At 44.6% G+C, this 20038-nt stretch carries 15 protein-coding genes; 5 read left to right on the forward strand and 10 right to left on the reverse strand.

Annotated features, from left to right (window positions below):
* Positions 1 to 10 precede the first annotated feature (10 nt).
* From nadC to J6I44_RS17055, 9 genes are all read right to left on the reverse strand, one after another.
* Positions 11 to 877, reverse strand: coding sequence for a carboxylating nicotinate-nucleotide diphosphorylase (nadC, locus tag J6I44_RS17015; RefSeq protein ID WP_265767362.1), 867 nt, complete (start codon positions 875 to 877; stop codon positions 11 to 13).
* 4 nt (positions 878 to 881) lie between these two features.
* Positions 882 to 2441 carry an L-aspartate oxidase gene (gene nadB / locus J6I44_RS17020; RefSeq protein ID WP_265767363.1) on the reverse strand — a complete coding sequence of 520 codons (1560 nt, stop codon included), beginning with the start codon at positions 2439 to 2441 and terminating at the stop codon, positions 882 to 884.
* Between the two features lie 123 nt (positions 2442 to 2564).
* Positions 2565 to 4529 carry a molecular chaperone DnaK gene (dnaK, locus tag J6I44_RS17025; protein WP_265767364.1) on the reverse strand — a complete coding sequence of 655 codons (1965 nt, stop codon included), beginning with the start codon at positions 4527 to 4529 and terminating at the stop codon, positions 2565 to 2567.
* Positions 4530 to 4655: 126 nt separating this feature from the next.
* Positions 4656 to 5093 (reverse strand): Hsp20/alpha crystallin family protein, encoded by a 438-nt coding sequence (locus tag J6I44_RS17030; RefSeq protein ID WP_265767366.1) that lies wholly within the window; start codon positions 5091 to 5093, stop codon positions 4656 to 4658.
* Between the two features lie 125 nt (positions 5094 to 5218).
* Positions 5219 to 6508 (reverse strand): 3-phosphoshikimate 1-carboxyvinyltransferase, encoded by a 1290-nt coding sequence (gene aroA / locus J6I44_RS17035; RefSeq protein ID WP_265767367.1) that lies wholly within the window; start codon positions 6506 to 6508, stop codon positions 5219 to 5221.
* Positions 6508 to 9513, reverse strand: coding sequence for a tetratricopeptide repeat protein (locus J6I44_RS17040; protein WP_265767368.1), 3006 nt, complete (start codon positions 9511 to 9513; stop codon positions 6508 to 6510). The genes aroA and J6I44_RS17040 overlap by 1 nt, the downstream gene beginning before the upstream one ends.
* A gap of 302 nt (positions 9514 to 9815) precedes the next feature.
* Positions 9816 to 10484: a CBS domain-containing protein gene (locus J6I44_RS17045; RefSeq protein ID WP_265767369.1), complete on the reverse strand. Its 669-nt coding sequence runs from the start codon at positions 10482 to 10484 to the stop codon at positions 9816 to 9818.
* A 25-nt stretch (positions 10485 to 10509) separates the two neighbouring features.
* A complete protein-coding gene (gene hflX / locus J6I44_RS17050) occupies positions 10510 to 11802 on the reverse strand; it encodes a GTPase HflX (RefSeq protein WP_265767370.1) in 1293 nt (430 codons plus the stop codon).
* Between the two features lie 41 nt (positions 11803 to 11843).
* Positions 11844 to 12431, reverse strand: coding sequence for a hypothetical protein (locus J6I44_RS17055; RefSeq protein ID WP_265767371.1), 588 nt, complete (start codon positions 12429 to 12431; stop codon positions 11844 to 11846).
* Between the two features lie 380 nt (positions 12432 to 12811).
* Here J6I44_RS17055 and J6I44_RS17060 point away from each other — a divergent pair, with 380 nt between their 5' ends.
* Complete coding sequence (locus J6I44_RS17060; protein ID WP_265767372.1) at positions 12812 to 15448, forward strand: hypothetical protein; 2637 nt, start codon at positions 12812 to 12814, stop codon at positions 15446 to 15448.
* A 138-nt stretch (positions 15449 to 15586) separates the two neighbouring features.
* The gene (locus J6I44_RS20940) at positions 15587 to 15940 is read left to right on the forward strand and encodes a four helix bundle protein (protein ID WP_350356716.1); all 354 of its coding nucleotides are present in this window, start codon (positions 15587 to 15589) and stop codon (positions 15938 to 15940) included.
* Positions 15941 to 16014: 74 nt separating this feature from the next.
* On the opposite strand, the gene J6I44_RS17065 is transcribed toward J6I44_RS20940, so the two are convergent.
* Positions 16015 to 16911 (reverse strand): TIGR01777 family oxidoreductase, encoded by an 897-nt coding sequence (locus J6I44_RS17065; RefSeq protein WP_265767374.1) that lies wholly within the window; start codon positions 16909 to 16911, stop codon positions 16015 to 16017.
* An 81-nt stretch (positions 16912 to 16992) separates the two neighbouring features.
* Here J6I44_RS17065 and J6I44_RS17070 point away from each other — a divergent pair, with 81 nt between their 5' ends.
* The 3 genes from J6I44_RS17070 (at position 16993) to J6I44_RS17080 (ending at position 20038) form a co-directional block, all read left to right on the forward strand.
* Positions 16993 to 17433, forward strand: coding sequence for a MauE/DoxX family redox-associated membrane protein (locus J6I44_RS17070; RefSeq protein WP_265767375.1), 441 nt, complete (start codon positions 16993 to 16995; stop codon positions 17431 to 17433).
* A gap of 457 nt (positions 17434 to 17890) precedes the next feature.
* Positions 17891 to 19381, forward strand: coding sequence for a HEPN domain-containing protein (locus tag J6I44_RS17075; RefSeq protein ID WP_265767377.1), 1491 nt, complete (start codon positions 17891 to 17893; stop codon positions 19379 to 19381).
* A 426-nt stretch (positions 19382 to 19807) separates the two neighbouring features.
* Complete coding sequence (locus J6I44_RS17080) at positions 19808 to 20038, forward strand: hypothetical protein (protein WP_265767378.1); 231 nt, start codon at positions 19808 to 19810, stop codon at positions 20036 to 20038.

Consider the following 20038-nt stretch of genomic DNA (forward strand, 5'->3'; position numbering starts at 1 on the left):
TTGTATTCAATTAAGTAAGTTCTTGTAATGTTTGGCTAATATCAAAAGCTTGTACGGAGTGGGTTAGCGCACCCACTGAAATACAATCCACGCCTGTTTCGGCAATATCGCGCACATTCGGGAGCGTTACATTACCGGATGCCTCGGTCTTGGCACGGCCTGCAATTGTTTTAACAGCTTTCCTCATTTCCGCAGGACTCATATTATCAAGCATAATGATATCCGCATCGGAGGCCAGGGCCTCTTGGACCTGCTGAAGTGTTGACGCCTCTACTTCAACATCCAGTTCCGGATAATGATTCCGCACTTTCTGCACGGCCGGTGCAATGCCGCCTGCGGCTATAATGTGATTATCTTTTATCATCGCAAGGTCATAGAGTCCCATGCGATGATTCTGCCCTCCTCCGGCCTTCACGGCATATTTATCTAACAAGCGTAAACCGGGAGCCGTCTTCCGGGTATCCAAAATTTGGGTATCTAACCCCTCCAGCACATCAACAAATTGACGGGTTTTAGTGGCTATGCCCGACATACGCTGGGTAATATTCAAAGCCAGTCTCTCAGCCGTAAGGATGGCGCATGCTTTGCCCTTCATGGATACAATTTCTGCGCCCTTCTTGACGGTCTCACCATCTTTCACATGAGGCTCCCACTGAAGCTCCGAATCCAACTTCTTAAATACCTTTTCAGCAATAGATAAGCCTGCAATTATTCCCTCGTCTTTTGTATTCCAAACCGCTGTCGCAGAGGACTGTTCATCAATAATAGCATTGGTGGTTGCATCACCCGTTCTAATATCTTCCTCAAAGCCCCGGTTTATTAACTCATCAATCATCGCTTCCAGATTGGGGGAAGCCTGGGTTATCTTTGTAGCCATAATTTCAGATAGACTCTATGTGCTGAAATGATCGGTTAAATGTAATATGCCTGGAATCAGACTTACTTTCCGGGAAATCCGTGCGTGTATGCACGCCACGACTTTCCGTTCGTTCCAGGGCAGCCCGTGCAATTAACTCTGCCAGCTGCAGCAATCCCCGTGACCGGATAGAAAAGTATTCTTCCGCTTGGGTTGCCAATAGATTCGACAAATTTTGTAACTGCCCAACGGCATAGGTTAATCCCTCTTGGTTACGCTGAATACCTACATGCTGGCTTAGTAAGCCTGATACTTTTTGCTGCAGATCGGTAAACTGTTTGGATGCCCCTTCGTCGATATCAAATCCACCCACGGATATTGTACCTGTTGAACCGCTGTAATACCGGGCGTGATCGACGGCCCGTTTACTAAAGACCAGACATTCAAGCAGTGAATTGCTGGCCAACCGATTAGCACCATGCACCCCTGTTGCGGCCACTTCGCCACATGCATATAACCCATTGATCGAGGTCTGAGCATCTAAGTTGGTAGCCACACCACCAATACAATAATGAGCAGCCGGTGCTACCGGAATACCTTCCTTTTCAATATCGATACCGTGCTCCTCAATCTTTGTGAAAATATTGGGGAAATGGGCCCATAATTTATCTGCTTCGAGATGACGAACATCCAGGTAGACACAGTTGCTTTGCTGTTGTTGAATCTGGCGGAAGATTTCCTGAGATACGACATCACGGGGAGCCAATTCTTGCTGGGGATGATCCTCCATGAATCGCTCCCCCTCTTCATTAAACAAGTAGGCTCCTTCTCCCCGCACGGCCTCGCTAATTAAAAAAGTTGAACCATCATTAGCATAAAAAGCAGTAGGATGGAATTGAACCAATTCAAGATCCTGGAGCGTAGTTCCAATATTGTACCCCAGCCAGAGACCATCTCCCGTTGAGGTATGGGGATTAGTACTGCGTTGAAATAGGCCCGAGTAGCCCCCTGTTGCCAGGATAGTCACCGGGCTTTGTATTTGTATCGTTTGGTTTTCGTTATACAGGTATGCCGCAGCTCCCTGGCAGGAATCCCCATTACGAAATAATTCATAGACAAAAGCCCGTTCGGTAATAGAAATATTGGGTTCTTCCTGAACCAGTGCCGTCAAAAATTCAATTAATGCTTTACCGGTTGCCGCGCCATTGGCGTGCAAGACCCGACGGTTTGAGTGCCCGCCTTCCAATCCCAAATCCAGCGCCCCGTTCGTATGGTCGAAAACCATGCCAAGGTCGATACATCGTTGTACTTCACGTGCCCCTTCTTTGACCAGAAGATCTACCGCTTCTGTATTACAGAGGGCACGTCCGGCATCAAGTGTATCGCTTTTATGACTCTGAAAGGTATCTTCGCCATCTAAAACAGCAGCGATTCCACCCTGAGCCCAATAACTGCTACTATCTTCTAAATCAGACTTCGTTACAAGTGTAACTTGCCCATACTTGCTGGCATGCAAAGCAGCATTTAAACCGGCTGCACCACTGCCAATAACGAGAAAGTCTGTACTGAGCGTTGTGCTGTTCAAATTATTTGGATTCCTAAAATTTCACCCTAAATATAAGGCATTATTGGCAAGCTCCCCAAGATAATAAAAGAGCCCTTCATTTTTATATGAAGGGCTCTAATTTATTCGATTGTACGGCTGCTTTTATTCTTTGTCGTCTTCGTCAACGACCTCAAAATCAGCATCAACCGCATCGTCTTCATCATCCTGATCGGCTGCTTCTGCATCATTTGCTCCATTAGCAGCTGCACCGGCTGCGCCAGCGGCAGCACCTGCAGCGCCAGGACCAGGTTGACCTTGTCCCTGAGCAGCAGATTGATAAATTTCCTGAGAAGCTTCAGACCACGCTTCGTTCAGCTCGTCCATGGCTTCATCAAGTTCATCGACCTTTTCTTCATCATGCAGCTTCTTAACATTCTCGAGGGCTGCTTCGATCTTCTCCTTGTTGTCATCAGAGATCTTATCTCCGTGCTCATCCAGTTGCTTACGTGTCGAGAAGACCAGGCTATCGGCTTTATTTAACTTCTCGGCACGTTCACGGATGCGTTCATCCTCTTCGGCATGTTCTTCAGCCGATTCCTTCATTTTTTCGATTTCTTCCTCAGAAAGACCGGAAGAAGACTCGATTCGGATGCTCTGTTCCTTGCCGGTACCTTTATCCTTGGCACTAACATTCAGCACACCGTCAGCATCAAGGTCGAAGGTTACCTCAATCTGAGGTACGCCCCGAGGTGCCGGTGGAATTCCATCCAAGTGGAAGCGGCCCAGTGTTCGGTTATCCTGCGCTTTGGCACGTTCGCCCTGCAGTACATGAATTTCTACACTGGTCTGGTTGTCAGCCGCGGTAGAAAATGTTTCCTTTTTACTGGTCGGGATAGTCGTGTTTGACTCAATCAGCTGTGTTGACACACCGCCCAGCGTCTCGATACCGAGGGTCAATGGCGTAACATCAAGCAGAACCACATCGTCAACATCGCCCGACATAACTCCGCCCTGGATGGCAGCACCGACGGCCACTACTTCATCAGGGTTCACGCCCTTGCTTGGATCTTTACCAAAGAATTCTTTGACCACTTCCTGGATTTTAGGGATCCGTGTAGATCCACCCACCAAGATAACTTCGTCAATTTCGTTCTTGCTCAATCCTGCATCACTCAGCGCTTTTTTGCAAGGCTTAACCGTCTTCTGAACCAAGTCATCAATAAGCTTTTCAAACTGTGAACGACTTACATCCACATTCAGGTGCTTAGGCCCGGAATCCGTAGCTGTAATAAACGGCAGGTTCACATTCGTTTTCTGCGAGCTGGAAAGCTCAATCTTGGCTTTCTCTGCGGCGTCTTTCAATCGCTGCATTGCCATTGGATCTTCTCGCAGGTCGATACCTTCATCCTTCTTAAATTCTTTGGCCAGATGATCAATCAGTCGAGAGTCGAAGTCATCTCCACCAAGGTGCGTATCTCCGCTTGTGGACTTCACTTCAAAGACGCCCTCACCCAATTCAAGGATAGAGACATCAAACGTACCGCCACCCAAGTCATAAACAACGATGGTTTGATCCTGGTCTTTCTTATCGAGACCGTACGCCAGCGAAGCTGCTGTCGGCTCGTTAATAATACGCTTTACATTCAGACCGGCAATATCTCCAGCCTCTTGCGTAGCTTTACGTTGTGCATCGTTAAAGTAAGCAGGTACCGTAATAACGGCATCTGTTACCTTTTCACCGAGATATTCTTCGGCGGTCTGCTTCATTTTTTGCAGTACCATTGCAGAGATCTCCTGTGGCGCATACTTGCGATCTTCAATCTGAACGCGAGCGGTATCATCGTCGCCTTTAACGATCTCATAAGAAACCTGTTTGGACTCTTCCTTGACCTCGTTGAAAAAACGGCCCATGAAGCGCTTAATAGAAGAAACAGTTTTCTCTGGATTCGTAATGGCTTGTCGCTTAGCGGGTGCGCCCACCAAACGTTCTCCGTCTTTGGAGAAGGCTACAACTGATGGAGTTGTTCGGCCACCTTCAGAGTTTTGAATAACAGTGGGTTCGTTCCCCTCCATAACGGCAACGCAGGAGTTGGTCGTACCCAAGTCAATTCCTATGATCTTTCCCATAATAGTTATTTATGATTTTTTGTTGGTTATTTAATTCTTTTGTAAAAATCTTTTGTGCTTGTCATCCCGAACTTATTTCGGGATCCAGATGCTGATCTGCCAGCCGGCGGACAGCATCATAAGGCTCTATTTAATTGGTATTGATGTCGCATCATTGAGAACATCAGACTTTGGCATCGTGATCGAGAGCACCCCATCTTTAAACCGGGCGTCTGTTTCAGCCGTATTTACATTTTCCGGCAGTGCGAATGAACGGGAAAAGACCCCCGTCGACCGCTCTTGCCGGCGATAGGTGCTCCCATCGTCTAATTGACCAGTGCGTTCTCCTTTGACGGTCAAAACATGCTCTTTCAGAGCAATATTAATTTCTTTTTTTGATAAACCCGGTAAATCGAGCTTAATGATAAAAGTTTCGTCACTTTCAATGATGTCACAGTCGGGTCTAAAATCATGCCCCTTGTCTTCAAGTGGCACAACCCGTTCTACAAAATCTTGGATATCTCTACCAAGCTTTGTTAACTGTTTTTCGATATCAATGGTAAATTCATTCATGGAGTAACCCATTAATTGATGTTCGCTCTTATAAGAGCAATCACAATGCCAAGTTACTCCGGCAGGATTATTTTATGACGTATTGACATTATTGTGTCAACAACAGGCAGGATTTGTCAAATTTGCGGATTGAAGCATCAATTCGTCAGCACTTGCAGGTCATCCCAAAAGCCAGGATACGAAATGGCCGTACACTCGCCATCACGAATTTCAGAAGGGTCATCTGCCATTGAGGCGAGCACCGCCGCTGACATAGCAATCCGATGATCATGATAACTGTCGAAAACAGCAGGCTTTGGTGTAAATCCAGTATGGCCTTTAATTTCGAGGCCATCATTAAATTCTTCAAAATCAGCACCGGCAGCTTCCAGCATTTCAGCCAGGGCGTGCAGACGGTCGGTCTCCTTATGGCGAAGCTCTTCGGCTCCGGAAATGCGGGAAACGCCGTCAGTAAACAGCATGGCTATTGCCAGAATAGGAATTTCATCAATGCAGTTGGGAACCACTTCTTCGGTTATCTCAACCGGCTTAAGCGAAGAACTGCGAATCGTAATATCGCCAATGGGTTCTGCTCCTTCCCGCTGCTGGTTCGCAACAGTAATATCGGCATCCATCTGCTTCAGGATCTCTAAGGCCCCGGTCCGGGTGGGATTCAACCCTACTGCAGGTAAAGTGATTTCTGCATCCTGATGGATAGCACCGGCAACCAGCCAAAATGCTGCCGCTGAAAAATCGTTCGGCACCCGGTACGATTGTTCCGGTATGACATCCTCCCGGCTTGCACTAATCACTTTTTTATTATCCATTTCTTCAATAGATAAGCCAAGCAAACGTTCAGTATGATCCCGACTGGGAAGCGTTTCAATAACTTCCGTAGGATCCTCACCAAAGAGTCCGGCAAGCAGGACACATGATTTTAACTGAGCACTGGCAATAGGGAGTGGAAAGTACAGGGGTTTGACAGGCCCTTCTCGGTTTATGTTCAACGGAGCATAATCCGCCTCACGTGCTTCAATTATTGCCCCCATTTCCGTAAGGGGATCGATGATACGCTTCATAGTACGTGCTGAAAGCGATTCGTCACCCGTCAGCCGTGCCGATACTCCAGATCCGGCAATAATGCCGCTAAGCAACCGCATCGTCGTTCCGGAGTTACCACAGTCTAAATCTTTGGATGGTGTTTGCAATCCATCGCGCCCCTTGCCTTCCACAATGACCGTATTATCACCCGGTTCTTCAATAGTAATGCCCAACCGTCGGAGGCAATCCAGCGTGCTATGCGGATCGGCTGCCTCAGAAAAATTAGTGATGGCCGAACGTCCATTATGCAGAGCGGCAAACATGGCCGAGCGGTGCGAAATGGATTTATCTGCTGGTAAGTCTATTTTTCCCTGGAGTGTTGTCGCCGGTTGTACTTCGTAATTCATTAATTTGTTGAGTTCAATAATCGTTGTGCTTCCTGCGCCTGGGGAGTGTCCGGGTGGTTTTCTGTAAGTGTATTTAATATTTGGCGGGCCTCTCCCGGTTGCTCCAGTTCGATAAAACATTCTGCTTTCTTCAGCAGGGATTTAGCCACCCAACTGTCGAAAGCTTCATACAATACACTAACTTTGGAATACGATTGTATTGCTTCCTGAAAATTTCCATTACGTTGGTCAGCGACCCCAATTAAATATTGAGCTTCAGCTCCGACCTGCGTTGTATTTGCCTCTGCCACTAAACTCAGCAAATCCTTTGCATCCTGGTAGGCGCCATTCTGTAGAGCCACTTTACCAAGACCTACATTGGCCGGAGCGTGACTGCCGTTGATCTGCAAGGCAGCACGATATTCTTGTTCAGCTTCAGAAATGTTGTTCATCGCTATCTGGGCATTCCCCATTCCAATATGTGCCTCAAGACGAAATTTATTGCCGCCCTGTTCAAGCAGCTGGCTGTAATAATCATAGGACTGTTGATCGTTACCTCGTTTTGCGGCAATGCGTCCCAGAGCCGCTAATGCGGGTCCTGCGCGCTCTGAGTCAGGATATTCCTGCACTATTGTCTGGTAGGCATTTACTGCTTCAGCCATACTATTATTTTGCTCATAGGCATTCGCCAGGTTATAATGAGCATCCGGCAATAAGTCTTCACTATTGGTGATACGAATATATTGTTGAAACTCATCAATAGCCGCCTGGTAATCACCGGTTTGCATCAATTTGTCGGCCTTGCGGAAACGCAGACGGTCGGCCATCGAGGTCTGTGGATTTTCTTCCAAAAAGTCTTCCAGAACCGACGATGCTCCATCTGGATTTCCAGTGGAAGCTTGGGCATACTCAATACCGTTGGCCGCCTCAATGATATAATCACTATTGGGGTACTTTTGCATCACGGCTTCATAAGCAGCAATCGCCTTGTCGTAATCACCGGCATTGTAATAAGTATCACCAATGTTATACTGTGATCGGGCGGCCCAGCTCGTTCCAGGATATTTGTTGATAACCGTTTGAAATTCTTCTACAGCCTGACTGTAGTTACCCGTATTCAGATAAATGTAAGCGATATTATATTGTGCCTGCTGACTTAACTGACTCCCGGGATAGGTTTCCAGAAACCTGCGGAATGTTGTTACCGCATCATAGGTGCGCTCGCTGCGATAATAGCTGTTAGCAATCTGAAACAAAGCATAATCCCCGCCTGGTTCAGCATTTAGCGCCTGCTTGTACGTTGCGATAGCCTGATCATAGCTATCCAAAGCATAGTAGGCGTCCCCAATACGAAGACGCGTATCGGTATCATAAGGGTATAGAGCCGTTTCAGGAGCTTCGTAATTCTGTAAAAAGTTATTCAGTGGATCAATGGCTTGTTCATAGCTCCCCATTTTAAAATAACTCCAGCCCAAGGAATAATTAGCGGGCCCCACTAATTCGTGGCCGGAATATTGCTGAATAAACTGGGAAAACTGGTTCGCTGCCGGACCAAATTCCTCCATGTTATAATAGGCATCCGCACTCCAGAAAAGCGCTTCCGTACCGACTTCTTCATTGGGAACCTCATCATAAAGAGACTCAAAATTAGCTTGCGCCTCTTCATAAGCCTGGTTGCTATACTGTACCCACGCCTTTTGGAAACGAGCCTCTCGCTTCACGGCAGGATCCACATCGGTAACTTGTTCGGCCGCCTCAAACGCCTGAATAGATCGTGTAAATTCTTCATTAGCAAAATAGGCTTCGCCCAAGAGGGTATATATTTTACCGGCCCAAGCCAATGAATCCGCAGACTCGGCATTACGTACCAAAGGCAGAAGTACTTCAATAGTTTCGGAATAGTTACCCACTTCGTATGCCGTTATCGCCCATTCGTAATAGGTCTGCTCTACCCAGGGACCTTCCTTAAACCGTTCGCCAAAACCGCGGAATGTGTCCATGGCCTCACGGTATCGTGATCCCAGCTTTTCATTTACGGCCTTATAGTAAATCGCTTTTCTAGCCAGTTCATCTTCCCCTTTGGAAGCCTTTTCAAACTCATCAGAAGCCCAGTGGTAAATTTCCTGTTTATGGTACAACCATCCCAGTCCATAGTGTGCATCCCGCTCTTGCGGAGTGCCTTTGGTTCGGTTAATGTACTCTAAATAACTTGCTGATGCTTTATCAAAATTTTCCAGGTAATTGTAACTCTCTGCAATAAGCAAAACAGCCTTGGTCTTCATCTCCTCATCCAGGTACGGCATAGCATCTTCAAAAGCTCCGATGGCCTCCTCGTACCGCTCCTGCTGATAATAAGATTCACCAAGCGCCATTGCCGTTCGCCGCGTAATCTCAGCATTCGGATACCGCTCCTTCAAGAGCTCAAAGGCATCGGTAGAGGCATCGTACTTATTTTCACTCAAAAACAGGCGTCCGCGGGCATACAGCGCTTTGGGGGCCCAGTCTGAGCCTGGAAACTTATCAGCCAGAGTCAAAAAGTATTGCCTGGCCTGTTCGGTATCTTCCGCTTTAGCGGATGTCTCTCCCATCCAGTAGTAGGCCTCGGCGGCTTTCTTCTTGGGCAAGCCCAAATCAAGGGCGCGTTGGTAATATTCAATAGCCTTGCCATACTGCTTTTCACCTTCGGCCTGCTTTCCTAATTCGAACAATAACTTTGTAGCGGAGGAAGAATGCGGATAATCGGCAATAAATTGTTCGTAATAAGAGAGGTTATTTACAGAATCAACCTGTCCTCGCGCCCGTGCTATGTATAACTGAGCCGACGGGATAAGCTGGTGATCCTCGTAATGGCTCACAAACTGCTCCAACTCGCCGATGGCCTCCTCATAAAGACCCTGGTCGAATAATGTTACTCCCTGCTGATAAAATTGAGTTGAAGGCTTTTGCACTTCTTGAGCATAACTCATTGCGATAAAGCCAAGTACAAGAAGGAAAAGAGAACTAAAGAATTTAAGCGTTTTTACCATGGGATCCGGGAACCATTTGCTGTTTCAGTTGCAAAGATAAATATCGAGGTAATAGTATTTCCGCACCAGATTATACGAAGCCTTAATGTAAAAAATAAGTTTGAACCCACCTATTATTTTACCATTCTTCTTCATAACCGTAGAACCTTATTCGCTACAGACAATAAAAGCTACAGATGCTTACTATTCTACGTTTGGCACTACAGATTAGTATAAATATAGAAGCAAAATGTTCCCTTGAAAATAATTCGCGGAGCTAGGTAAACAGAGATTTGCATTCCTCAAAAGCAGCCCAACAAGGTCTACATATCAATATACTTGAGAAGTTCGTCGGCACGATTTTCCAGATCCTGGCTGAAAATTTCATTTTCTGAATTTGTAGAAACCACATAATCATAGCGACGAAGCGCTGCAGCTACCCGACTCACATCCTGTAAGTCAAGCTTAAAAGAAACCTCATACGTTTGCGCATCATGATTGGGTCTTTCTACCGTCACACCCAAAATCTTGGCGTTCTCCGTCTCTATGATATTAACCATTTCGGAGATGGAAAAGTCGATGGGTTCAAGTGTAACCGATATTACCGACCCGGATTCTGTCAGGTTCAGCATCTGGGGGATCATATCCAGAATACATTCTTTCTCGATGACCCCAAGCATGGTCCATTCTTTATCTACGACGGGAATCGCCTTACGTTCATACTGTAACATCAGGCGGACTGCTTCAAAAAGATGTTGCCCACGATACACCTTTACGGGCTCATCCAGTTCCAGGTCGGAAATAGAACGATCCGTTTCATCTTCCGGTAAATCGGAATAATGAACCTGTCCTATAAGCGTATGTGTAGTCGTATCAACTACCGGAAGTGTTTGAATATCTTCTGCCTCCATGCGTGCTTTGACAGCCTCCACCTTATCACTTCCTGTGAGTGGATCAAATTTGGACGTTATTAAGCTTTTTTTTACCAACATATCGGCCACCTTTTGTATCGGTTACTTACATAACTGATTCGGTTGCATCAATATTATCCAGCATCGACTTAAGCCGCATTAAATCGGGCTTTGCTATACTAAAAGTAAGCTTTATATCTGATCCTACATATTTTTTTTCTTTAATATTTGCCTCACGGTGCAAGAAAGCCACCCCTTCGTACTTAGCGGCAGGGATCGTCATAGTTTCCGTCACAAAATCTTCTTCAATAAGATTGCGGATATGTTTCTCAAGCTTTAGCAGCCCAATGCCCCGCTCAGCGGAGATAAATACCGCATCCGGATATTGATTCTGCAATTCCGTGATCCGCTGGGAATCCAGTTGGTCAACCTTATTAAATACCAGCAACATTTTATTATCATCGGTGGCATCCATATCACTGAGTGTTTCATCAACCACATCTATATAGTCCTGGACCATCATTGCTGAGGCATCTACTACGTGCAGCAGGATATCGGCTTCCCGTACTTCATCCAGCGTTGATTTGAAGCTTTCAATCAAATCGTGGGGCAACTTCCGGATAAACCCTACCGTATCGGAAAGCAATACATCGTAGTTGGCTATCTCGCAACTGCGCACGGTAGAATCAAGGGTGGCAAACAGACGGTCTTCTGCCAGTACCTTGGTATCCGTCAAAGCATTCATCAGCGTTGACTTTCCGGCGTTGGTGTAGCCTACCAGGGAAATGCGGATACTGCCCGAACGGCCCTTGCGTTGGGTTTGACGCTGGCGGTCCAGTTTGTCCAGTTTATCTTTAAGGTTGGATATACGCTTATCAATTAACCGACGGTCGGTCTCAATCTGTGTTTCACCGGGTCCACGCGTCCCAATCCCCCCTTGCTGCCTGGAAAGGTGTGTCCAAAAACGGGTTAACCGGGGCAGCAGATACTGCAACTGTGCCAGTTCTACCTGCGTTTTTGCGGCGGACGTCTTCGCCCGGGAGGCAAAGATATCCAGAATTAAACCGCTGCGGTCCAGTAGCTTGGCTTTTGTTTCTTTTTCAATATTTCGGATTTGCGTGGGCGACAAATCATCATCAAAAATGAGCGTATCGATTTTTTTATCGCGCACCATCCCCTTCAGTTCACGAAGCTTTCCCGACCCTACATAGGTTGATGGATCCGGATGCATACGATTTTGCAAGACTTTATCTACCGTAATGCCACCGGCAGTACGGGTCAACATTTCAAGCTCATCCAAATATTCTTCGGCTACTACACGAGGCGTATCAGGGCCGTAAATTCCTACCAAGAGAGCCCGCTCTTGGACAATGTCAGAATTCTGTATCTCTTCAAACAAATGACTGTATCCTAAAAATTAAAATTGAGAAACAGTTATTATTACTCAAACTGCTCTACATTAATATCGTTGTCGTCTTTGATATAACAACGAATTCGACGTCCGAGTTTATGTGAAATTAGATTTTGGAACGCCTGTTTCTTTCGAAACGGCACTTCCAGTTCCAAACGGATTAAATCAGAGGTTTCATCATAGGCTTCGGATCGATAGATGAAAATATAATGAATATGTTGCTTTTTTTCTTTCTCAACAAAATCACGGATTTGATGCCAGGCTACGGTCTGATCCGGTTCATTCACGTTCTTAACAATACCGTGATCGGTGATAAAATGCTTACTGGCATAGAAACTGGTCGTAAACCAACAGCCCCCGACACAAGCGTACAGGCCTGCGGCCATAATCTCCGCCAATGCTCCCTGATGAAGGGCAATACTGCCTACCACCACGGCCGACAGTAAGAAAAGTGTCGAAAACAGCGGATATCCCATTACCTTACCTGCCTTCCAACTCAGCCGAACATTACGCAATCGGACCACATTCAGCAGCGTAGCTGATGCAAAAATAACCGCTGCCAGCGTAAAGCTTCCAAGAATAAACCAATAAATAATATTCAAATCCGTTTCTGTCATATCTCAGAAATTATGTTTCACCTTAGGCATCAACCAAGAAGCTGTGCCTATTATCTAAATAAAGCAATGCTGAACAAATAAACCAGCTTATACTTTGGCTTTATTTTTTATAACGCAACAAAGGGCTATCAATTATATACTTTTAAAGATTTTTAAGCCCCCATGCTTCGGCTGTACTCCTTCTAATATAATTCCGGGGATTAATGAGACCGGAACTTGTGCAAACGGGAAGGGGTATAACGATTTTCATGAGAGTGGATTTAAATTAAACACCTTCATTTATTGTAATTATTGTTACTTTTGGGATCGGTTGCAGCTTGTATATAGGCTAACTCAAAATACGACTACATACTAAATTTCTTAGAAAGCGATTTCTATTCATGAATAATTTGAAATATCCGGTACTGCTTCTGCTTGCTTTTATCACGATCTCGTGTTCTTCTAACAATAATGCTCCCTGGTCGCAAGCTATCCCTGCCGAAGCACCGTTTGTTATTATACCCGCAGAAGGAGCAACGCTCCACTCGGTACTTGGCTCCTCTTATACTCCTTTCCTGGATGACATCACCTCTTCGGCCATACAACTGCTGTCGGAAGTTGATTCTACCTCCAGCTCGGCGGTAAACATCAAGAGCCTTATCCTGTATCCGGGAACCAACAACAAACTCGATATTGTTTGGATAACCGAAGCCGCAAATGGCTATATCGATAAGCTGGAAAACAAATACGACAAGGAATTTGCCCAGAACCAATATTTCTTCAAAGAACATACCATTCAGAAACTCCACCTAAAAGATCGTACACTATTTGCTTCTGCTCTTAACGATCTGACCCTGCTCTCTGAGTCAAGCCTTGGCATTGAAGAAGCGATTCGAGCCTATGAGGGGGATGTTCCACGGGCTGACATTAGTGATATCACGCTCCAACCGGGGCATATCCTCATGAATACTCCGGCCTTGGATCACGGCATCCGGCAGCTGGCCAAAGTCACCTATCATCCGCAACTTAAAAAAGCACTTCAAGGCACGAAACCCTCCCTCTTATCGCTGATCCAAGAAGGAGAAGACCAGAAGCAGACCTATCAGTTTTCGGGCACTATTTCGCTGGATGACAGCCCCAAATCCAATTTAGTGGATATCATTTCGGGCCAGAACGCCCCGCTAACGCTGGACCAGTATGTTTCGTCTAATGCAGCGGCTTTTGGCTTCTTTCGACAGTCACCGGCAACCTCACTGCCCGACTCCTTTTCACATGCAGACACCTCAAGTGCTGATTCACTATTTATTAACGAAGAAAGCCGCTTTGCTGAAATTGCTCAACATCTTGACCGTTCCTTCGCACTGGTTATGTACGCGGAGTCAGGCTTTCTCACTAATGGCGAACACTTATTCATTCGAAAGCTGTCGGATGTAGACGGATTTAAAAAAGAACTGGATCGTCTTGTCCCTCAGAACTATGCCGAACGTATTAATGGAACCTATTTTATCCAGAGTCAAAGTCTGGCCCAGCTTATAGGCAGCTCACTTTGTGACTTTCCCGGCTTCTACCTGACGATAACTGATGATGTGGCGATTATCTCTAAGCGAAGAGAGCTTGCAGAAGTTGTGGTGGATGACAAAAATCGCAGGCGAACCATATTTTATGAACGTCAATTCCGTGATATTAAAGAAACCCTGCCGGATGAACTGAGCAGCCTGTTCTTTATCAATGACGACTTTGACCTCTTCCTGGAGCCCTACTACTATCCGAATAGCTATCTAAATGTGCTGTTATCCAAGTTTGATCTTCTCACTGTTGCTACCACCCTTAACGATGACCAGTCAGCGCTTGAGTTTCATGCCCAGACCTATCGGGCCGATGAACAACAGGATCCATATGAAGAAAAATGGCATTTCCCGATAGAAACAGACCTTGCAGGCCAACCGGTGCTTGCTGATATAGGAGGCAGTAGTCGCCAGGAAGTTATCTTTACCTCTCAAACAGGAACGGTACAGGTGTTGGCATCTGATGGAACCTCTGTTTTGGAAATGAATACCGGGGGTGATAATCCGATTGGTTCTCCGGTTGTATATGACTGGTATGGCACTGACCAAAACGTCATTTTACAGGCCGCCGGTAATAAAATTTACGGCTGGAATGGAGAAGGAGAACCTTTGTCGAATTTTCCTTTTGTACTGGATGAAACCGTTACCGCTCCCTTGGCCATCAGCGACATTGATGGCGATGGACGTCCCGAAGCGCTTGTAGCTACAGCCAATCGCAGGTTACACGCTCTTAGCGAGCGCGGTCAAAATGTATCCGGCTGGCCCGTCACTACCAATACCAGCGTTATTACAAAGCCCACGGTTGGAGAATTCAGACGGACCAAAACCGTACTTACATTCTCTGGTAATGCAGTTCATGCCTGGCGTCCGGATGGAACCTCTCAGGCTAACTTTCCCATGTTTGTCAATGCCCCACTGAAAGGTTCTCCCACTCTTTACAATGACAACATACTGGCCAACGCGGCGGATGGTAATCTCTATACCCTTGGTACCGAAAAGCCCTTTGCCGATTCCCTGGATGTTCTCTCGGCTTCAGGCAATGCCTATCAACAGGGGCTTTATGTCTCCAATAGTTCGCTGGTAGGGTCTCCCGTCGTTGAAAATATGCGCGTACAGAGTGATGGAAAGACATTTGATGAATCGATGATTATTACCATGGATACCAACGGCTCATTCTTTGTGTTTAACACCACCGGCAAACTGTTGCTGAATAAAAATATGAGCCAGCCGGCTGACCCTTCCTTTTCTCCCGCAATAACAGACATCGACCGGGACGATCAGCAGGATATTATAACCCTGGCTAATTATGGCCGGCTCTACATTTGGAATGGGATTAATGGCAATCGGATGCATATTGTACCTTCCACAGGCATGAAGTACCCCATCTTTTCAGATATTGATGAGGATGGGTACATCGAGCTGATTGCCAAAACTGATGAAGGGATTCAGTGCTGGACGATATTTGGAGAATGACTCATAGTAAAGGATAAAGAGAGACCGGAGAAAGGTAAAAAAGGAGAAATTTTTAATTAATTTAGCCTAAAAGATCCTTATCAAAAAAATACATTTATCAAATAACCGACGAGGTAGGAGGAATCGATCCCCAATAAAATAGAAAAGTTCGAGGATTTACATGTCTGGAAGGAGAGCATGAATTTGTCAGTACAATTGTATGAAGAATTAAAAGAGTGCAAAGATTTTAATTTAAAAGATCAAATCCAACGCGCTACAGTATCAATCCCGTCTAATATAGCTGAAGGATTCGAAAGGAGAACAAACAAGGATTTTATCAAATTCTTATATATCTCAAAAGCTTCCGCTGGTGAAGTACGTACTCAACTATATCTTTGCAAAAAGATCGGGTTGATTCCTCCCAGTAGATGTGACGAACTTATAGAGGTCACAAAGAAAATATCCGCAATGATTTATAATCTGATCCAAACAAGATATGAGAATTTCTCATAGATGATTTAAAGACTCTGTTCCACAAATAGTTTACTATTCGCCTGGCTCTGATATCCTTTTATCCCCTCCTCCATTTATAAAATATCTCCGAATGCACTCACTAAATGAGGATACTGAAACTCAAATCCATGTTGTTGCAATTTCTTGGGCTGCAGTCGAAGACTGTTTGTTATCGGGGCTGCCGCATCACCAAGAACCAGCTTTAAAGCAAACTCAGGAACTTTCATAAAAGAGGGACGATGTAACTGAGAACCTAATTCATTGGCAAAAGCACCCATCGTAACCGGGTTTGGAGCATTAAGATTAAATGGTCCTTCCATCTGTTCTTCCTGGATAGCAAAAAGGATGCCCCGGCAAAGATCGTGCATATGAATCCAGGGGAAATATTGCTTACCGCTCCCCACCGGTCCGCCAACAAAACATTTAAAAGCCGGCAGCATCTGTTCCATGGCTCCTCCATCCCGCTGCAAAACAATGCCAATGCGTGGGATAGCCAAACGAACGGCATCCTCTGTTACTTTTTGCGCCTCCTTTTCCCAATCCACACAGACGTTTGCCAAAAAATCGTTGCCCGGCTCTTCAGATTCATCCAACACATCATCCCCACGATCACCGTAATAACCAGCGGCCGATGCCGAAACCAACACCGACGGAGGCTCACTCGCAGCCTTGATGGCCTCTACAATGTGACGGGTACTTTCAATACGGCTCTCATAGATACGCTGCTTCACTTCCTCTGTCCACCGCTGACCAAAGATAGACGACCCCGCCAGGTTAATAACGGCATCAGCCTGCTCTATTGCGTTCACCAAGTCGTCATCCCATGAGACAAATTCCTGATTCTGCGCCGTCTCGCTGGCATATTTTCCAGGATCCCGTGTCACCAACGTTAACAAATGACCTTGCTGCAGCAGCATCATCCGCAAATAGCTGCCAATAAATCCTGTTCCGCCAGATATAAAAATCTTCATAAAATTGTTTCTACTTTTTGCTTTTTATCAATTACATTAGATAGCAAACCTTCGTTCCCTGCTTAATGTAACTCTAAGATAATGAAGCCCAAAAACAAACGCCGAATTTTAACAACCATTCGTTTTATCCTGGGGATCATCTTCCTGGTCTCCGGTATTGGCAAACTGATCAGCGGCTCGGAGGCTCAGTACCTGGTGGAACTCCTGGCTACAGAATTCTACTGGCTGATCGAGTACAGCAGCTTCATTGTTATTACCACTTCTATTATCGAGCTGGTCATTGCCGTGTTTTTGTTATGGGGAAGGTATTTAAAATGGGCGCTTTCGGCTATGCTCTTAATGCTGATCGGCTTCTCCTCGGTCCTTTTTCATTTCTACCTGCAGGGTATGAATGTAGAAGGCTGCGGATGCTTTGGCGCCTTCGGCTTCTCTTCCGGGCTGGAGTTTACCCTCATCCGCAACGTGGTGATGATGCTCTTAGTGATCGTGGCGTTTGTGCTTACGAATTCGGACAATGGGTAGTCAGGAGTCAGGAGTCAGGAGTCAGGAGTCAGGAGTCAGGAGTCAGGAGTCAGGAAAGACTGCTAATTTCTTAGCTTCGTATCAAGCATTACATTTGAAGTTCTAACTTCCAAGCTCCAGCTCTCATACTTTTAACTTGCCCTTTTCTACCCCGGGACGCCCGGTTAACATAGCTATTTTATGTCCCCCTTCAGCTGGATTTTTCTTCGCCCGCTGTCATTGTTTTTGCCCTCCCTACCCTCTCGCAATATTGCACACTCATTGATTCAGCGAATAACATCCCATAGTTATGTAAACACATTATGTAAAGAGGTTATGTCAACAATAAGGTCTATTTTAGGTTTTTCTTGAAGATAAGCCCACAAATGATAAGTTTAGTCCAGTGCGTTTTGTTGCTATATGTTTAAGTTAGACGGCTTATAAAAATAAATCGGAAGCAAAGTTTAAAAAAATCAAAATGGATTTCAGAAGTAAATATTGGGTTGCCATTTTCCCATATCTGAAAACATCTGAACATTTACAATATAAAGACCTTACAGTCAGAAATAGTGAGGATTTAGAAAATATTCCTGATGAGATAGTTGGTTACATAGAGGAATTAACATCTATGTTTTACCTCCGCTATGGTGTTCAAATTGAGAAGTTATCTTTTGCCTATCACATAACTGAAAAAGAAGTTCAGAGCCCAAATGATTTCATCGAAGAATTAAATGAATTTCAAACCCTGTTATGCTTTATCTACTCCTCCCCTCACCCCACTTCAAATGAGCCCTTTTTTAGCTATGAGCATTCTAGCTATTTCTTATTTAGACCCACAGAATTTTCAAAAAACCTTATCTATAATAATCACAATGTTAACGTCCAGATAGATATTGATGAACTTGATATTAATGATAGAAAAGAGATCGCCGGGTATGAAGGCAAACTAAATAATAAAACAATGCTATGGGTTACACATAGAGATAAAATATTCCCACCTGTTGCTCATATGTGGCTTAATATACCACAAGATTTACATAAAAATTTTTCCAATAGTTTAGATCCTTCATCTAGATACTATCCAGTCGTAAATTATTTTGCTAGAAGGAAAGAAAAAGATGAATTGGGTCAAAGGGTATTAACTTCCATTAATTGGTATAATCGTTCTTTATTAATGGATATTGAAGATGAGGTAGCCTTAGTTAACTTAGCTATAGCATTCGAATGTTTACTAAATTTAGATCAAGGAAATAAAATAACAGAACGTTTTAAAGAAACTGTAAATGTTTTATTAGGAGGGTTTCCGCGGTTAGAAAGTTGGCTAGAACAATTTTATGATGCCCGTTCTGAAATAATGCATGAAGGAAAATCTAAAAATTTATCATTTGTACCAACCGATAATCCTTCAAAAAATGACTCTGATGAATTGATTTATAGGCCTTTAGTTTCATATGGTAGAAAAATTTTTATAGCCTGTGTCACAACTATTCTTAGTGGTGCAAGAATATCTAAAAAAATGAACTTGTCATCACAATTAGTTACAAATAAGCAAAGAATTGAAAAAATATGCAGAAAGCTCAGTAGCAATAATGGGAATGCTAAAGATCGTATTTTATCTGTAAGTAAAGAGATTAGAGAAATTGAGACTTATAGATTTGTGCCAGAGCAAGGATTAAAAATAGATCAACTAATAGGAGTGCTAAAACTTCTAACAAAACAATATTTGCTGACTGATCCTGATATTAGTTCTGAGTTGACAAATAACATGCAAAATTTTTCAAAATCTGATGTTAAAGATCATTTTAAAACTCTATCTAACTTAAATGACATAGTCCAAAACTTAGATGATTTACCTTCATCACGACCAAATGACACATCCGGCATATTTTTAATAGTAAGATCCCTTATTGATAGTATTTGGCATTATGTTTTCAGGTATTACTTTCAATTAAAACAAGAGCAATCATGAAAAAGAAAGGTTACAGCCACCTAACCCGCGCATTTATTAGACTTCCCCTACCGACTTGAGATGCCCGACAACGTCTCACATATTTAACAATACCAGCACGGCGGGAAACAGGCTAGCCCGCGCATCAGGCTCCGAGCCTAACGCTTGAATCAGCCCTCCCGCCGATGATATTACCAAAACCTAAATAGCATTCCAGCCGGGATTGCCCCCAGGCTATTAATAGAGTCAGGTTTCGTAGTACAATGCTGGTATAATCATCATACCATGAATAAGATCAGCATTTGTTATGGATACTACAACCCCTACGTCAAGGGGGCACACCTCGTTGCCGCTCTTGATTTTGAGCCCCTTCCTCCTTTGGTTGTTAACCCGCTGCAATTTTTGTACTCTTGTAGCAGAGACCATTATAAATCAAATCTATTTATCATGAAGTACCCGCTGGGCATACGACTTCTCTTTGGTTTTATAATCGTACTTACCATTTCAGGGCTTATGTTAAACGTAAGCTTTGGGGAACCGCTCTCTGCTATTCTATCCTGGCTTTTTCCTACAGCCGTAGTGCTTACCATAGGATTCCTGTTGGCCCGATGGGGACAAAAGAAAAGAGAAAGCTACCATAATACCTTTTCAAGTGGTGGTGAGAACCCCCATTCGTAA

The organism is Fodinibius salsisoli, assembly GCF_026229185.1.
GTDB lineage: Bacteria > Bacteroidota > Rhodothermia > Balneolales > Balneolaceae > Fodinibius > Fodinibius salsisoli.

What these genes read in the sequence shown, in the direction of transcription:
- J6I44_RS17060 (WP_265767372.1), top strand. Translation starts at nt 12,812, where the DNA reads ATGAATAATTTGAAATATCCGGTACTGCTTCTGCTTGCTTTTATCACG.
- J6I44_RS17055 (WP_265767371.1), bottom strand. Translation starts at nt 12,431, where the DNA reads ATGACAGAAACGGATTTGAATATTATTTATTGGTTTATTCTTGGAAGC.
- dnaK (WP_265767364.1), bottom strand. Translation starts at nt 4,529, where the DNA reads ATGGGAAAGATCATAGGAATTGACTTGGGTACGACCAACTCCTGCGTT.
- J6I44_RS17030 (WP_265767366.1), bottom strand. Translation starts at nt 5,093, where the DNA reads ATGGGTTACTCCATGAATGAATTTACCATTGATATCGAAAAACAGTTA.
- J6I44_RS17045 (WP_265767369.1), bottom strand. Translation starts at nt 10,484, where the DNA reads ATGTTGGTAAAAAAAAGCTTAATAACGTCCAAATTTGATCCACTCACA.
- J6I44_RS17040 (WP_265767368.1), bottom strand. Translation starts at nt 9,513, where the DNA reads ATGGTAAAAACGCTTAAATTCTTTAGTTCTCTTTTCCTTCTTGTACTT.
- J6I44_RS17075 (WP_265767377.1), top strand. Translation starts at nt 17,891, where the DNA reads ATGGATTTCAGAAGTAAATATTGGGTTGCCATTTTCCCATATCTGAAA.
- nadC (WP_265767362.1), bottom strand. Translation starts at nt 877, where the DNA reads ATGGCTACAAAGATAACCCAGGCTTCCCCCAATCTGGAAGCGATGATT.
- J6I44_RS17065 (WP_265767374.1), bottom strand. Translation starts at nt 16,911, where the DNA reads ATGAAGATTTTTATATCTGGCGGAACAGGATTTATTGGCAGCTATTTG.
- aroA (WP_265767367.1), bottom strand. Translation starts at nt 6,508, where the DNA reads ATGAATTACGAAGTACAACCGGCGACAACACTCCAGGGAAAAATAGAC.
- J6I44_RS17080 (WP_265767378.1), top strand. Translation starts at nt 19,808, where the DNA reads ATGAAGTACCCGCTGGGCATACGACTTCTCTTTGGTTTTATAATCGTA.
- J6I44_RS17070 (WP_265767375.1), top strand. Translation starts at nt 16,993, where the DNA reads ATGAAGCCCAAAAACAAACGCCGAATTTTAACAACCATTCGTTTTATC.